The sequence below is a fragment of the Bifidobacterium sp. UBA4282 genome, assembly GCF_002394995.1.
Classification (GTDB): domain Bacteria; phylum Actinomycetota; class Actinomycetes; order Actinomycetales; family Bifidobacteriaceae; genus Bifidobacterium; species Bifidobacterium pullorum_B.
This window is the reverse complement of record NZ_DGVO01000008.1, coordinates 5,436-18,763: the sequence shown is the minus strand read 5'-3', so window position 1 is coordinate 18,763 and position 13,328 is coordinate 5,436. Positions and strand designations below refer to the sequence as shown.

Genomic DNA, 13,328 nt, shown 5'->3' with positions numbered 1-13,328 from the left:
CCGGTCATCGACCCGGTGATCGCGCGCCGCCGCGTCGCCGAACATGTGGTGAGCGAGCCGAATCCGGACCTGATGCACAAACTGCCGCTCGACCAGGTGCTGGACTTCATCCGCATGGGTGTCAATCAGTCGTTCGAGGCATGGCGGCGGTATCAGATGTATGTGCTGCCGGGCATCCGCGCCTTCGACCGCGCCGCGTACGCCAGGCTGGAGGCCCGCTACTGGCTGGCCGAGAACCCGGAACGTGCATTCGGCACGTTCGAGGGGCCGACCGCCATCATCTGCGGTCGTCAGGATCAGATCGTCGGCTATGAGGACCAGGAGGAAATCCTGCCCCACTATCCGAACGCGCGGTATGAGGTGATTGAGAACGCGGGGCACAATGTCTACGTGGACCGGCCCGAACAGGTCGGCGCATTGCTGCGCGATTGGGCCGGACAGCTGCCGATTCGTTAGGAGAGGGATGGAACAGTTCACGGTGGTGCTGGACCAGCTGATCGGGTTCGCGATCATGCTGGTCATCGGGTACATCTGCGTCAGGTGCAGGGTCTACGGCGAGAAGGCCCTGGAGGGCATCTGTCAGCTGATCCTCAAGGTGGGTATACCGCTGATGGTGTTCTCCAATGCCACGGCGGGCGCCACGCGCTCCGACCTGTTCGAATCCGGTGTCATCCTGGTGTTCCAAGCCGTCATGTACGTGCTGCTCATCTCATCCACCTGGCTGATCGCCAAGGTCATGCGCCTGCCGGTGGACCGCGGTCACATATTCCAGGCGGCGTTCATATTCGGCAACGTCGGGTTCATCGGACTGCCGCTGCTCATCGCCCTGTTCCCGGAACGTGGCGCGTTGTTCTACTCGCTGATGGCGCTGCTCGACCAGTTCCTGATGTGGACCTACGGCGTCTGGCTCACCCGATCCGAACGGACCCGCCGCGAACGGCCCGCCGCATCGTTGGCGCAGCAATTGCGCGGTCTGCTGAGTCCAGGCCTGGTGTCCGTGGTCGTGTCGTTGCTGGTCATCCTGATTGGCATTCCGATCCCCGAGGATCTCAACACGCCGCTGCATACGGTCGGTTCGATCTCCACGCCGCTGTCGCTGATGTACATCGGCGGGCTGTTCGCGCTGCGTGACTGGAAGACCACGCTCAAGCAGCCTGAGGTGTATGTCGGCATCGTGATCAAGATGCTGATCATTCCGATCGTGCTGTTCGCGCTGCTCACCTTCGTGCCGCCGATGCTGGGGCTGGGGGCGATGAACGCGGATATGGTGCACGCCGTGACCGTGGTGTGCGCGATGCCGACGATGGCGGCGCTTGTCATGTTCGCCGAGCGGGAGCGCAACATGCCCGAATACGCGGTCGGTCTGGTGCTGGTGACCACCGCGGCCAGCCTGCTGACGCTGACCGGCGTGTCCTACGTGGTGTTCTGATGCGGGATACTGGTGGTATGTTCGCGCTGTTGGAGACGCTGATCGCCGTCTATGAGACCGGGCAGTTCACCATTGCGGCCGACGAGCTCAAGGTTTCGCAGTCCACGGTGTCCTCGCGCATCGCCTCACTGGAGGCCATGGTGGGCGCCCCGTTGTTCGTGCGGCACGCCAAAAGCGACGTGACCCCCACCGAAGCCGGCACGCTGCTGTACCGCGCGGCCACGCAGATCGGCGGCGTGTGGCGCGACGCCCGCGAGGAGATCGCCCGTACGCGGGCGAACCGCGAGCCGTTCTCGATGCTGGTCTCCCATACCGCCGCCGCGGTGCTGATCCCCGCGGCGCTGCGCGCGACGCTCGGTGAATTGGGCCGATTCGAGATCGCCGTGGCGGCCTCGAACTCGGATGGCATCCTGGAACGGGTGGGGCTGAAGGAGGCTCATCTGGGCGTGGTCGAGAAGCCGATCATCAGCGAATCGGTCGAACGCGTCACCCTGTGCGAGGACGAACTGGTGCTGGCCGGAGACCCCTCGGGCGTATGGCTGGTGCGCGAGCATGGATCCGGAGTGCGCTACTACACCGAGCTGTATTTCAAGGCGGAGAGTATCGTGCCGACGCACGCCATCGAGGTGGCGAGCAACGCCTCCATCGTCGCCGCGCTGGCGGCGGGCGTGGGCTGTTCGATCGTATCGCGCGCCGCGTGCCCCGGTGGGGTGCCGGTGCATGATTTGGGGCCGGAGTTCGTGCGTCGGTTCTACGCGCTGATCCCGCGGTCCGGCCTGACCCGCGACCAGCGTGCGCTGGCCGATGGCATCATCACGGCGTTGCGCGACGTCAGGCTGCGCTAACGTGCGCCTGTTCGCCAGTCGAACGGCGTTCAGTGGGCGCATTGTCGCTTCAGTGGGCGCCTTGGACGCATGACCGAGATTTCAAGGTGCCCGGAATGCCAATAATATCGGTCGGCTGGCACCGGTGGCGGACGCCCACTGAACGCATAATCCGCCCACTGAAGAACGATAGTTGGGTGTATGCGGTCCGGCGGGAACCAATGGTATCGAAAATCGTGATGATATTCATCGATACGTTCTATTTGACCGATATGGGGTGGCGTTGTTCAATGGAAGCATGAGAGAGTTCTGCACCAAGTGGTGGAAGCGCATCGCGACCACCGATATGTTGTTCATCGCCGTCCTGACGCTGATCGCCTCCTTCATCGGCACCTTCCTCAAGCAGTTCGATGGCTTCTCGCTGCTCGGCCCGCTGATCATCGCCCTGCTCATCGGCATGGTCATCCAGTTCCCGATCCGTTCCCTCTACGTCGGCACCAACGACTCGCGCAAGGCGGGCGTCAAGGACGCCGCCGGTCTGATCTCCAACAAGCTGCTGCGTCTGGGCATCATCCTGCTCGGCTTCAAGCTCAACCTGCAGGTGCTGTTCACGCAGGGCATCAAGTGCCTGCCGATCGCGGCGGTCATCGTCACGCTGGTCATCGTCGTGACCTACCTGATCGCCCGTGCGCTCAAGGTCAGCCCGATGCTCGCCATCCTGACCGCGGGCGGCACCGGCATCTGCGGCGCTGCCGCCGTCATGGGACTGTCGGGCTCCATCACCGTTCCGGAGGAGGACGAGGAGGAGAAGGCCGACAACGAGGTGATGGCCGTGGCCACCGTGGCCATCATGGGCACGATCTTCGCGCTGATCGAGATCGCGCTGTTCCCGGCGCTCGGCCTGACCCCTGCCCAGCAGGGCGTGGCCGCCGGCGCCAGCCTGCACGAGATCGCCCACGCGGTCGCCGTCGGCGGCGCCTTCGGCGAGGAGGCCCTGAACATGGCCACCATCATGAAGCTGAGCCGTGTGCTCATGCTCGTCTTCGCAGCCATCATCATCGCCATCTGGTGGGACCGCACGCATTCCACGGTCAAGCATGAAGGCAAGCGCAAGATCGCTTTCCCGTGGTTCATGCTCGGCTTCATCGCCGCCTCGGTGCTGGGCACCTATGTGCCGTTCCTGACCGCCATCTCCGCCCAGCTGGTCGACGTGGCCTACATCGTGCTCGGCATGGCCATGGCCGCGCTCGGCATCAACGTGAACTTCAAGGCCATCGCCTCCAAGGGCGCCAAGGCTGTGCTCGCCAGCTTCATCGCCTCGGTGCTGCTGGTGGCGTTCTCGGTACTGGTCGCCAAGCTGTTCTTCTAAATGGTCGGTGCCGGAAACGGCGCGACCGATGATATGCGAGGGCCCGCCTCCGATGTTCGTTCGGAGGCGGGCCCTCGTGGCGTATCGCGGCGTGTCTCGCCGCGGAGGTCTTACTTGTTGAGCATGCGCTTGATGCCGTTCCACACGGTCTGGGAGAGCGCGTAGTGGCCGAGCGAGGGGTCGGTAGCGGCGAGCGGGGAACGCAGGGCCTGATCCGTCATCTGCTGGTTCATCATGGTTGTTTCCTTTCGTTGTGGCGCCCGTCTTGGTCTGCGGGTGCCGTATTGGTGATATTCGATCTTCTGTTGTGACAGGCACAGCTTACGTCCTCCGAGCCGTCGGTTTCCTGCTGAGATTTCCAGAAAACTATCAAAAATATCGGGTATTCTTGAAATAAAGATAAAGAAATGGTGAAGAACGAAAGGAGGGGCGATGGCGGAGCCGGTGGTCAGCGAGGCCAAACTGCGCTATCTTGACTTCCTGAGCCGGGAGGACCGCGTGCGGCACCACCGGTATGTGGAGGAGATGAAGCAGTACGAGCTGATGAAGAACGGCGACCTCTCCGCCATCGGCGAGAGCGCGCGGCTGTGGACATCCGGCTTGTACGGCCATGTCTGCGACGACCCGCTGCGCAACGCGAAATACCTGTTCGTCACCTCGATCACGCTGGCCACGCGGTTCGCCATCGAGGGCGGCATGGACGAGGAGGACGCCTACAACGCCTCCGATCTCTACATCCAGGACGTCGACCGCTGCACCACCACCGATGAGGTACGCCGGCTGCATGCCGATATGATGACCTTCTTCACCTGGGCCATGGCCGACATGCAGCGCGGCGAGGTGCATTCCACCGCGGTCGTCGAATGCATGGACTACATCCGCTACCACCTGCACGAGCGCATCACGGTGCCGATGCTCGCGAACCACGTCCACCTCAACCCCACGTACCTGTCGGAACTGTTCGCTAGGGAGACCGGAACCACCATCTCCCGCTACATCGCCGATCAACGCATGGAGGCGGCGCGCAACATGCTCAGATATTCGCAGTATTCGGTCGGGGAGATCGCACAGATTCTGGCATACCGTTCGCCCAGTCATTTCGGCAAGGTATTCAAGGACCATATGGGCGTGACGCCGCGCGAATACCGCAACGCCAATGCCCAGGCCGGCATCTGGCCGGAATAGCCGGATGCCGGGGTTTGGCGCCATCAGGCATTCGGGCGTGCGATCCGGCCATGGTCGTCGGCGTGGTCGCGGTGCCGAAGGTGAACGCGGCATGTGCCTCCGGTGAATTCTGTACAGGTCCATCGCAAAAACGTGCCCGGTCGCGCCGTTGTTCGGCTACGGTGGAATCGGAACGGGTCCGCACGTCCGGTGCGGATCTGATCGATATCGGTACGGCAATCGACGAGTTCAGGAGGAGCGACCATGGGCATGCCGTTGGATCTGTATGTCATCCGCCACGGCCAGTCCGAGGCGAACGTCATCGTGCAGGCGGGGGAGCAGGGCGATAACTCCCTGTACACGCAGGATAACGTCACCGTACCGGACCGCTCGTGGCGGCTGACCGCAATCGGGCGCAAGCAGGCCGATTGCATAGGACGATGGCTGGTCTCCCAGCAGGAGTTGTTCGATCGGTATCTGGTGTCGCCGTATGTGCGCACACGGGAGACGGCGGCCACGATGGCGTTGCCCAAGGCGCGTTGGGAGGAGAGTCGCGTGCTGCGTGAGCGTTCGTGGGGTGAGATCAACACCATCACCCAGGAGGAGTTCCGCACGAACTATTCGCGCAACTGGATGTTCAAGCGCACCGACCCGCTGTACTGGCGTCCGCCGGCGGGCGAGTCGATCGCGGATGTGGCCGAGGACCGCGTCCATAACCTGCTGACCTCGCTGAACCGCAGGGCCGAGTCGGAATCGGTGGTGGCGGTGACCCATGGCGATTTCATGCTGGCGCTGATGCTCACGCTGGAGGACATCTCGGACGAGGAGTTCCTACGCCGCGCGGACAGCCCCGAGTGGCAGATCACCAACTGCACCTGCCTGCACTACTCGCGCCGTGACCCGCACACCGGCCGCACCTCGCCGCGCGTCCGATGGGAGCAGACCGCCCGGCCGGTGCTGGATGAGCGGACCGGGCGTTGGGAGGTCAAGGTCGAACCGTGGCGTGAGTTCACCAAGCCCACGTTGTCCAACGGCGATCTGGTGGATGTGGTGCATTCGGTCGATCCGCATCTGTGAGTCTGCGGCAAAAGGACCACCCTAACCCCTGGACTAGGCGTGTCGCTATACTATTCTGCGGCGCGCGGACGGAGTGTGCCGCGCTGAGAGAGTTCAAAGGAGATAAACAGATGAAGAATCTGTTCAGCTGGGCCATCCATGGCGATGGCAAGACGCTGCATCCGGGCGAGGTCGTCGAACCCGACGAGCGTCTGACCTGGGGCCGTACCGCGGGTATCGGCGCCCAGCACGTGGTGGCCATGTTCGGCGCGACCTTCCTCGTGCCGATCCTCACCGGCTTCGATCCTTCGACCACGCTGTTCTTCACGGCCATGTCGACCGCCCTGTTCCTGCTGATCAACAAGAACGTGCTGCCGAGCTACCTGGGTTCGTCCTTCGGCTTCATCGCCCCGATCACCGCCGTCGCCACGGCGAACAAGGGCCTGGCCGTCGCGAGCTTCGGCATTATGGTCACCGGTCTGCTGCTGGCCCTGATCGGCCTGCTGGTGCACTTCGCCGGCTCCAAGTGGATCGATGTGGTCATGCCGCCGGTCGTCAACGGTGCCATCGTGGCCATCATCGGCTTCAACCTGGCCCCGAGCGTGTGGAACAACTTCCAGCTCGCCCCCGACACCGCGCTGGTCACCCTGGTGGCCGTGCTGGTCATCTCCGTGCTGTTCAAGGGCCTGCTCGGCCGTCTGAACATCCTGCTCGGCGTCATCGTCGGCTACATCTACGCCTGCTTCCGCGGCCAGGTCGACTTCTCCGCCGTGAACGAGGCCGCGTGGATCGGTCTGCCGAAGTTCCACCTGCCGCAGGTCGACTTCTCCATCCTGCCGATGTTCATCCCGGTGGTGCTCGTGCTCATCGCCGAGAACGTCGGCCATGTCAAGTCCGTGGCGCAGATGACCGGCCGCGACTATGACGACAAGATGGGCACCGCCCTGTTCGCCGACGGTCTGGGCACCGCCATCGCCGGTTTCGGCGGCGGCTCCGGCACCACCACTTACGGCGAGAACATCGGCGTGATGGCCTCCACCAAGGTCTACTCCACCGCCGCCTATTGGTTCGCCTCCGGCTTCGCGCTGCTGCTGAGCCTGTGCCCGAAGTTCGGCGCGATCATCAACACGATTCCCGCCGGCGTGCTCGGCGGCGTGACCACGCTGCTGTACGGCATGATCGGCATGATGGGCGTGCGCATCTGGGTTGACAACCATGTCAACTTCGACAAGTCGCTCAACGTCATGACCGCCGCCATCGTCATGATCATCGGCATCGCCGACTTCACGTTCGCCATCCAGGGCGTGCAGTTCAACGGCATCGCCATCGGCACCATCGCCGTGCTCGTCGCCTACCACGGCCTCAAGGCCATCGGCAAGGCCACCGGCACCATCGAGAAGGATGATCCGGACATCAAGTGATGACGGTCCATCCGAACATGGATGACTGACTCCTGTGGGGCGGCTTGAAAGCCGCCCCACATTCATATTCCCTGTCAGGCATCGGCTACCATGCCATGAGGTATTGGTCCCTGTCGGTAAAGCAACGCCGGTACACCAGCAGCATGATGATCGTGTCCGCCAGCAGGGTCAGCGCCGAGATCGCGGCCAGGATCACGAACTGGTATTTCGCCGCATCGAACGGATCCCCGCCGGCGATGACCTGTCCCGCCATCATGCCGGGGATCGTCACGATGCCGCTCGATGCCAGGGAGGCCGTTGTGGGCAACAGACCGAGTCTCAACGAGGAGACGATCGACGGCCGGGCCGCCTCCCACGTCGTGGCGCCCAACGCCAGCATCATCTGGATCTCGTCACGCCGCTCCCGCATGCTTTCGAAGAACCGCGTCAGCCCCACCGCCAGCGCGGACACCGAGTTCCCCAACAGCATACCGGTTAGCGGCACCACCAGCTGCGGGGAGTACCACGGTGTCGGACGCACGATCAGCTCGGCCACCAACGTCAGCATCAGCAGCATCGTAATGACCAACGCCAGCAGTACCGGGCCGGTCATGCCCCGCGGCACGCCCTTGGCGCGGGACAGCGTGATCTGCACGCCGGCCCCCAGCATGACCACGATCAGCAGGGCCACCAGCCAGGGATTGTCGGCACGGATCACGAACCCGATGATCAGCCCCATCGCGCACAGTTGCAGCAACGCGCGGCAGGCCGACCACAGCAGCGTCCGTCCGATGTCCAGCCGCATCCGCCATGACACCGCGGCGGCCGCCACCACCATCAGCATGGCCGCCAGCAGTCCCCAGACGTCGATGGGGTAGTAGGTGCCTGCATTCATGTCACGCCTCCTCTTCCGGCCGCGCAGTGCCGGACTGTGAACCATCGGGGCGCACGCCATCAGGGTGCGTTTCGTCACCTTGCGTTCGACCGGACCGTGAACCATCGGCATGTGCGGCGGCCGGCAGATCGTTGCCGCCTGAATCATGGGTTACGTCGTTGACATGCAGTTGGCCGTCGCTCAACACCAGCGTGCGTGAGGACGCTCCATCCGGTGGCCGGTGCCGTATGCGGATGATCGCCATACCGTCATGCGCCGCCCGCGTCATGATCGCGGCGACCTTGGCCGCGTTGTCGTCATCCAATCCGGCGTCGACCTCGTCGGCCAGCAGCAGCTTCGGCCGGGTCAGCAGCGTACGCGCCAGCGCGACGCGCGCCGACTGGCCACCCGACAGGTCGTGCGGCGGCCGGTCCAGCTCGATGTCGCCGCAGCCTAGCGCATCCAGCATCCGACGAATCGCCTCGTCATCCAAACGATCGGCTGTGTGGTGGACGGTACCTCGGAGCAATGACGAGAACCGTCTCCGACCGCCGTCATATGCGCCCTCCGCACCCTCCGCACCGTTCGGACCGCCGGCGCGAACGGCTAGCGTGAACGGCAGACGGATCGCCTCGGCCACGGTGCTACCGGTCAGGATGGCCTGCTGCGGCAGATAGGTGACCTGTGTGCGCCACTGCTGCGGGGTGAAGGCGGATGCGGGCCGCCCCTGCAGGGTCAGATCGCCGGACGCGTGCGGATTGAGCTGCGCCAGCGCGGTCAGCAGACTGGACTTGCCGGAACCCGAAGGACCGGTCAGATCGATGATCTCGCCGGATTCGACCTGCAGCGACAGGTCGCGGAACAACACGCGCTCGCCGTCGGACGACGGCAGGGTGCAGAACAGGTGTTCGGCGCGTAATAAGGCTGTCATGTCGCCAGTGTAGGCAGGGTCGGTTCGGATGGGGTAATGGGATGTGTGTTGCCGGGGCGGTGCGGTGCGGGCGGTGCGGGCGGTGCGGTGCGTCGACGGGCACATATCCGCACCCGACGCGGAAGCGATGCCGGAGTCGTACCGGTTCGATACAGTGAAGGGCGATTGGTTCCGGCAAGACAGGGAGGTCGTGATGGACAAGCGGATCGCAATCGTGACGGGCAGCGCGTTGGGACTGGGGTATGAGCTCACGCGGCAACTGATCGAACGGGGATGGTTCGTGTGCGGCGTGGATTTCAACGCCGAAAAACAGCGGGAGCTCGCCGAGGCGTTCGGCCCCGACCGCTATCGGGCGTTGACCGGCGACATCTCGGATGAGGCGTTCGTCAAGGCGGCGGTGGCCGAGGCCGCGTCGATCGGGCACATCGACCTGCTGATCAACAACGCCGGCCAGCCGTCGTTCAAGGTGCCGACCGCGTACGAGGCCGCCGACGTGGACAAGTGCCTGAAGGGATTGAAGGGGATGATCCTGTTCAGCGTCGAGACGTTGAAGGCGGATGGCGAGCGCGACCTGAAGATCGCCAACGTCATGAGCACCGCCGCCACACGCGGCAACGCCAACGAATCCGTGTACTGCGCCACCAAGTGGGGCGAGCGCGGCTACACCGAAAGCCTCAAGGCCGCCTACAAGGGCACCAGTGTCAAGATTGTGGGCGTGTGCCCGGGCGGCATCGACACCGAGTTCTACCGCGACAGCCACGACTACGTCTCCGAGGAGAAGCAGCACACGTTCATGAGCCCGGCTGACTGCGCCAACGTCATCCTGTTCAACCTGGTCAACGACGCGAACCTGACCGTCTCCGACATCCTGATCGAACGCAACTACGTGTGATCGTATGCGTAACAGGCATAACGACCATGTTGATGCGGCATTAGCGATCCGGTGGCCATACGGGTAGGAATGAAATCGTATGACTCCGTCCCGTACCGACGGAGCCGATGGAACCGATCAGGAAGGAAACACCATGAACAATCCCAGCCTGTTCCCGATGGGCGAACCGAACGATGCCTATGCGCGGTATTTCATCGGCCAGAGCTATCTGGCACCATTGCTGAACAAGGAGATCGCGCTGTCGAACGTCACGTTCGAACCGGGGTGCCGCAACAACTGGCATATCCATCACAATTCCCCGCAGATCCTGATCGCCGTGGGCGGCGTCGGCTACTACCAGGAGTGGGGCAAGCCGGTGGTCACGATGCAGCCGGGCGACGTGGTCTACGTGCCCGCCGAGACCAAACACTGGCACGGCGCCACGCCGCACGCCTCGTTCGCGCATCTGGCGATTATGATTCCTGGCGCCGACGTGAGCAACGAGTGGCTGGAACCGGTGGACGACGAGTGGTACGGAAAACTGGATTGAGAAATCAAAAAAGTGGTCAGCCCAGACACAACGGCTGACCACTTTCTTTAGGTGGGTTTATTCATTTGACGAGGACCTTACGCCCGCCCTGGATGTAGAATCCTTTCTGAGTGGGAGGTGCGGGGAGCTGGCGCCCCGTGAGGTCGAACCAGGTGGAATTGAGGGAACTGCGGGATGCCCCCTTGCTGCCTTCAGAGTAGCTCCAGGGGGCTGCGACGCCATTGGGGTCGAGGTAGGAGGCTTCGGCGCGGTCGATGGCAGCCTGCAGGCGGAGGGCATCCTCCGAAGTGACGGACTTGGTGTGAATACAATTGCGCATGGCGGCGATTTCCTGACCGAGGTCGTCCACGGCCTCCTGCACCCACGGGCGCTGGCAGTAGAGCGAAGCCGCGGAATCGACGAGGGCGGGATGGATTTGCAACTCGCTCATGGCGAAGACGCGACCGCCATCGCGGTTCTCCAGCGTAGAGAGGCATTCCATCCGCACGAAGCCGATATCCTGCCCGCTGAAGATGGCGGGAGAGGTGTAAACTTCACTGACCTCGCTGGGCATATCTTCTGCGAGTTCGCAGATGAAATCGAGGTTGGAACGGCTGGTGCCCGTGTAGATGCGGAGGTCTTGGGGGATGTCGGGGCGACCGTACTGGGTGTGCTGCGAAGGAGTGAAAGTGATGTAGAAGGCGGGCACGGGGGTGGTGAGCTTGGCCTGCACGTAGCCCGGTTCACTGGGCCACGAGATGCCGGAGTACCATGACTCCCAGTAGGTGCTGGTCTTGCCATCGACGAGTTTGGCGAGGCTGTGGGCTTCCTGTTGGCTGCTGTTTACGTTAGAGCTGAGTGAACTGCTGCCTCGGATGAGTTTCGTGGCGCGGTCGATGGTGGTGACGAAAGCCTTGGAGTAGGTGTGGATGGCTTGCTCGCAGAGGGCGTTGTACACGGCCTCGATGTGAGCTTGCTGCTGAGAACTGTCGATGAGGTTGAGGACGTCGGTGTTGGAAGGCGTCAGGGCGTAGTTGTTGCGGAACTCAAAGAGGGTGGCTTTGGAGGTCGAGGTGAAGCGGCCCACGGGCTGCTCCTTGGTGGCGTCGAGCCCTACGAGGCCTTTGGGGACTCCGATGGTGAAGCCGCTGCTGCTGCGCGTGACGTTGAGGGGCACGGGGACATCGACGAGCTCGGGCTGGGTGGTGGGGCTGACGCTGAGGAACCGGCGGGCGCCGAGGTTGTAGAGGTAGTAGTCCTTGAACGCGGCAGAATAGAGGATGAGCCAGTTGGAGTAGGGGCTGGTGACGGAGGTGGCAGAGCTGGCCGCCGGGGCGCCGTCGGGGGAGGTCTGCGAGGTAGCGCCCGTGATCGAGAGGGCGCCCTCGGGGGTGGCGATGAGGTCTCCGCGGCCGTCGATGTTATGCAGCTGATAGGCACAGAAGGAGGAGAGGTGCTCGGCAGAACCGACTACGCCGTAGGTGAGGGGCTGGGCTTTCTGGCCCAATTGCTCCAGCGAGCGGAGGAGTGCGTCGGTGGACGGAGAGGAGGCCGTGAGGGTGGCGTCGTAGGTGGTATGGAGGTCTTGGAGGTCAGCGGGAGCGAAGCCTCCGAACTGGTCTTCCTCGGACAGGATGCTCGCTGCCAAGGTCTTCAGGTCCTCGATGCGGTACTCATTCTTGAAATACATCTCGTTGATGACGAGGTTGGCCCCGTAGCCTGCGAGGAAGCGGACGCGGAAGTAGCGGGCGGTGACGGCGGAGTCGAGCTCCACGGTGGGGTGGTCCGTGTCCTCTACGTCGAGGCGGCTGCTGACAGGGGTGTAGCGCTTACCGTCCTCGGAAGCATAGAGCTGCAACTGCTTGGCGCGGTAGTTGTTGTCGCGGCTCTGGTAGAGCTCCAGTGAACGGACAGTGACGGGCAGGCCGGCGTCGAAGGTGAAGGCGTGAGGAAAGCTGGCGGAGCCGTTCTTCCACTTATTATGATAATAGGTGGTGAGGTTGCCGTCGAGGATGCCTGCGGCACGACCGTTGTCTCCCTCGCCCACGGTCTCCTCGTCGCTGTAGTCGATGAGCTGCCACGTGGCGGGATCGGACACGGTGCGCGTGGCCTCGATGGCGGAGCGCACGGTCTTGCCGTGGTTGCGGGCGACGGCGAGGTCTATGCGCTGGTTCAGCCGATCGATGTCGATGGTGTCCACCCAGGGCATCTGGCCCTGCAGGGGTGCACGATAGCTGTCGGCGCTGTCGCGTGTGCCCATATACCCTCCGGTCTCGAGGTAGAAGCAGTTGTCGTAGAGCTCCGTGCGTCCGTGGCCGAAGTCATAGCGGGACTCGCGCTTGCCATTGTTTTGGGTGTTGCCGAACCCCACCTTGTTCAGTGCAAACCATAGCCCGCTGGCGGCAGAGCGCATGGCGCCGTTGCGGAAGTAGCAGCGGTGCAGGAACTCGCCGCCGCCGTTGCCGAAGTTCTCGAGGAAGCTGTAGATGCCGGATGTGAGGCGGTCGGCCCCCGCCACGCGCAGGGTTCCGATATAGTGCCAGTCGGGTTCGTCCGCCATCTTGTACCACATAGACTGAAGGGTGCTCTTGTAGTCAATGACCTGGGGGGCGCCTTGGGCGTCGATGGTCTGGATTTGTGTGTGTTCCGGGCGCTCGTTGAGCAGGAACTGGATCCAGTGGTCGAACTTCCAGAGTGTGTCGGCCCGGAAGCGGATACTGCTGCCGGTGCCTTCGCCGCCGAAGCGTGTGGCGTAGGCTCCCGGACCGACATCCACGGCAGCGGACCTCATGTGTTCTGGCAGGTTGCGGTCCTTCTCCACGTCTCCGTTGTCCCAGACGGAGAAGAGCACGCTGTTGCCATAGGAGCCGTCGGGGCGCGT

13 protein-coding genes are annotated in these 13,328 nt (G+C 63.5%); 9 read left to right on the top strand and 4 right to left on the bottom strand.

What is annotated here, in order from left to right:
• The 4 genes from B4C31_RS01000 to B4C31_RS00985 all read left to right on the top strand — a co-directional run.
• On the top strand, window positions 1-456 hold a 456-nt coding region (locus tag B4C31_RS01000; protein WP_349679114.1), incomplete at its 5' end, for an alpha/beta fold hydrolase.
• A gap of 7 nt (window positions 457-463) precedes the next feature.
• A complete protein-coding gene (locus tag B4C31_RS00995) occupies window positions 464-1,429 on the top strand; it encodes an AEC family transporter (RefSeq protein WP_291530974.1) in 966 nt (321 codons plus the stop codon).
• 17 nt (window positions 1,430-1,446) lie between these two features.
• Window positions 1,447-2,274: a LysR family transcriptional regulator gene (locus tag B4C31_RS00990; RefSeq protein WP_291530973.1), complete on the top strand. Its 828-nt coding sequence runs from the start codon at window positions 1,447-1,449 to the stop codon at window positions 2,272-2,274.
• Between the two features lie 277 nt (window positions 2,275-2,551).
• Window positions 2,552-3,622, top strand: a complete 1,071-nt coding sequence (locus B4C31_RS00985; protein ID WP_291530972.1) for a YeiH family protein — start codon at window positions 2,552-2,554, stop codon at window positions 3,620-3,622.
• A 110-nt stretch (window positions 3,623-3,732) separates the two neighbouring features.
• On the opposite strand, the gene B4C31_RS00980 is transcribed toward B4C31_RS00985, so the two are convergent.
• Window positions 3,733-3,858 carry a hypothetical protein gene (locus B4C31_RS00980; RefSeq protein ID WP_291530971.1) on the bottom strand — a complete coding sequence of 42 codons (126 nt, stop codon included), beginning with the start codon at window positions 3,856-3,858 and terminating at the stop codon, window positions 3,733-3,735.
• A gap of 196 nt (window positions 3,859-4,054) precedes the next feature.
• On the opposite strand from B4C31_RS00980, the gene B4C31_RS00975 reads away from it, so the two are divergent.
• The 3 genes from B4C31_RS00975 to B4C31_RS00965 all read left to right on the top strand — a co-directional run bounded on the left by B4C31_RS00975 (window position 4,055) and on the right by B4C31_RS00965 (window position 7,263).
• The gene (locus B4C31_RS00975) at window positions 4,055-4,807 is read left to right on the top strand and encodes a helix-turn-helix domain-containing protein (protein WP_204386711.1); all 753 of its coding nucleotides are present in this window, start codon (window positions 4,055-4,057) and stop codon (window positions 4,805-4,807) included.
• 243 nt (window positions 4,808-5,050) lie between these two features.
• On the top strand, window positions 5,051-5,863 hold the full coding sequence (locus tag B4C31_RS00970; protein WP_291530970.1) for a histidine phosphatase family protein: 813 nt from the start codon (window positions 5,051-5,053) through the stop codon (window positions 5,861-5,863).
• Window positions 5,864-5,973: 110 nt separating this feature from the next.
• The gene (locus B4C31_RS00965; protein WP_291530969.1) at window positions 5,974-7,263 is read left to right on the top strand and encodes a uracil-xanthine permease family protein; all 1,290 of its coding nucleotides are present in this window, start codon (window positions 5,974-5,976) and stop codon (window positions 7,261-7,263) included.
• Window positions 7,264-7,348: 85 nt separating this feature from the next.
• Here B4C31_RS00965 and B4C31_RS00960 read toward each other — a convergent pair whose 3' ends face one another.
• Complete coding sequence (locus B4C31_RS00960) at window positions 7,349-8,137, bottom strand: ABC transporter permease (RefSeq protein ID WP_291530968.1); 789 nt, start codon at window positions 8,135-8,137, stop codon at window positions 7,349-7,351.
• Between the two features lies 1 nt (window position 8,138).
• Entirely contained in the window at window positions 8,139-9,047 is a 909-nt protein-coding gene (locus B4C31_RS00955) for an ABC transporter ATP-binding protein (protein ID WP_291530967.1), read from the bottom strand.
• Window positions 9,048-9,240: 193 nt separating this feature from the next.
• Between B4C31_RS00955 and B4C31_RS00950 the strand changes: the two genes are divergently transcribed.
• Window positions 9,241-9,939 carry an SDR family oxidoreductase gene (locus tag B4C31_RS00950; protein ID WP_291530966.1) on the top strand — a complete coding sequence of 233 codons (699 nt, stop codon included), beginning with the start codon at window positions 9,241-9,243 and terminating at the stop codon, window positions 9,937-9,939.
• Window positions 9,940-10,072: 133 nt separating this feature from the next.
• Window positions 10,073-10,468 (top strand): cupin domain-containing protein, encoded by a 396-nt coding sequence (locus B4C31_RS00945; RefSeq protein ID WP_291530965.1) that lies wholly within the window; start codon window positions 10,073-10,075, stop codon window positions 10,466-10,468.
• Window positions 10,469-10,529: 61 nt separating this feature from the next.
• Here B4C31_RS00945 and B4C31_RS00940 read toward each other — a convergent pair.
• The coding region (locus B4C31_RS00940; RefSeq protein ID WP_291530964.1) for a DUF3472 domain-containing protein at window positions 10,530-13,328 on the bottom strand (2,799 nt) is incomplete at its 5' end.

Excerpts from the sequence above, each read along its gene's own strand:
- B4C31_RS00995 (WP_291530974.1), top strand. The coding sequence starts at position 464 with ATGGAACAGTTCACGGTGGTGCTGGACCAGCTGATCGGGTTCGCGATC.
- B4C31_RS00990 (WP_291530973.1), top strand. The coding sequence starts at position 1,447 with ATGTTCGCGCTGTTGGAGACGCTGATCGCCGTCTATGAGACCGGGCAG.
- B4C31_RS00985 (WP_291530972.1), top strand. The coding sequence starts at position 2,552 with ATGAGAGAGTTCTGCACCAAGTGGTGGAAGCGCATCGCGACCACCGAT.
- B4C31_RS00980 (WP_291530971.1), bottom strand. The coding sequence starts at position 3,858 with ATGATGAACCAGCAGATGACGGATCAGGCCCTGCGTTCCCCGCTCGCC.
- B4C31_RS00975 (WP_204386711.1), top strand. The coding sequence starts at position 4,055 with ATGGCGGAGCCGGTGGTCAGCGAGGCCAAACTGCGCTATCTTGACTTC.
- B4C31_RS00970 (WP_291530970.1), top strand. The coding sequence starts at position 5,051 with ATGGGCATGCCGTTGGATCTGTATGTCATCCGCCACGGCCAGTCCGAG.
- B4C31_RS00965 (WP_291530969.1), top strand. The coding sequence starts at position 5,974 with ATGAAGAATCTGTTCAGCTGGGCCATCCATGGCGATGGCAAGACGCTG.
- B4C31_RS00960 (WP_291530968.1), bottom strand. The coding sequence starts at position 8,137 with ATGAATGCAGGCACCTACTACCCCATCGACGTCTGGGGACTGCTGGCG.
- B4C31_RS00955 (WP_291530967.1), bottom strand. The coding sequence starts at position 9,047 with ATGACAGCCTTATTACGCGCCGAACACCTGTTCTGCACCCTGCCGTCG.
- B4C31_RS00950 (WP_291530966.1), top strand. The coding sequence starts at position 9,241 with ATGGACAAGCGGATCGCAATCGTGACGGGCAGCGCGTTGGGACTGGGG.
- B4C31_RS00945 (WP_291530965.1), top strand. The coding sequence starts at position 10,073 with ATGAACAATCCCAGCCTGTTCCCGATGGGCGAACCGAACGATGCCTAT.